This is a genomic window from Xenorhabdus aichiensis (assembly GCF_028598775.1).
GTDB lineage: Bacteria > Pseudomonadota > Gammaproteobacteria > Enterobacterales > Enterobacteriaceae > Xenorhabdus > Xenorhabdus bovienii.
The window spans coordinates 1-753 of the sequence record NZ_JAQRFO010000132.1; the positions used below are offsets into that span (position 1 = coordinate 1).

Annotated in this window: 1 rRNA gene; it reads left to right on the plus strand. The window is 53.8% G+C overall.

Annotated elements, in window-relative coordinates:
* Window positions 1-744, plus strand: a 23S ribosomal RNA gene (locus PSI22_RS21290); the annotation flags it as partial.
* Window positions 745-753: the final 9 nt, after the last annotated feature.

The following is a 753-nucleotide window of genomic DNA, read 5'->3' on the forward strand; positions in this document are numbered from 1 at the left end:
CATCCTTGAAATACCACCCTTGAATGTTTGATGTTCTAACGCAGGCCCGTTATCCGGGTCGCGGACAGTGTCTGGTGGGTAGTTTGACTGGGGCGGTCTCCTCCCAAAGCGTAACGGAGGAGCACGAAGGTTAGCTAATCACGGTCGGACATCGTGAGGTTAGTGCAATGGCATAAGCTAGCTTGACTGCGAGAGTGACAGCTCGAGCAGGTACGAAAGTAGGTCATAGTGATCCGGTGGTTCTGAATGGAAGGGCCATCGCTCAACGGATAAAAGGTACTCCGGGGATAACAGGCTGATACCGCCCAAGAGTTCATATCGACGGCGGTGTTTGGCACCTCGATGTCGGCTCATCACATCCTGGGGCTGAAGTAGGTCCCAAGGGTACGGCTGTTCGCCGTTTAAAGTGGTACGCGAGCTGGGTTTAGAACGTCGTGAGACAGTTCGGTCCCTATCTGCCGTGGGCGTTGGAAGATTGAAAGGGGCTGCTCCTAGTACGAGAGGACCGGAGTGGACGCACCACTGGTGTTCGGGTTGTCATGCCAATGGCACTGCCCGGTAGCTAAGTGCGGAAGAGATAACCGCTGAAAGCATCTAAGCGGGAAACTTGCCTTGAGATGAGTCTTCCCTTGTCCCTTGAGGATACTGAAGGAACGTTCAAGACGAGGACGTGGATAGGCTGGGTGTGTAAGCGTAGCGATACGTTGAGCTAACCAGTACTAATGAACCGTGAGGCTTAACCTGACAACACCG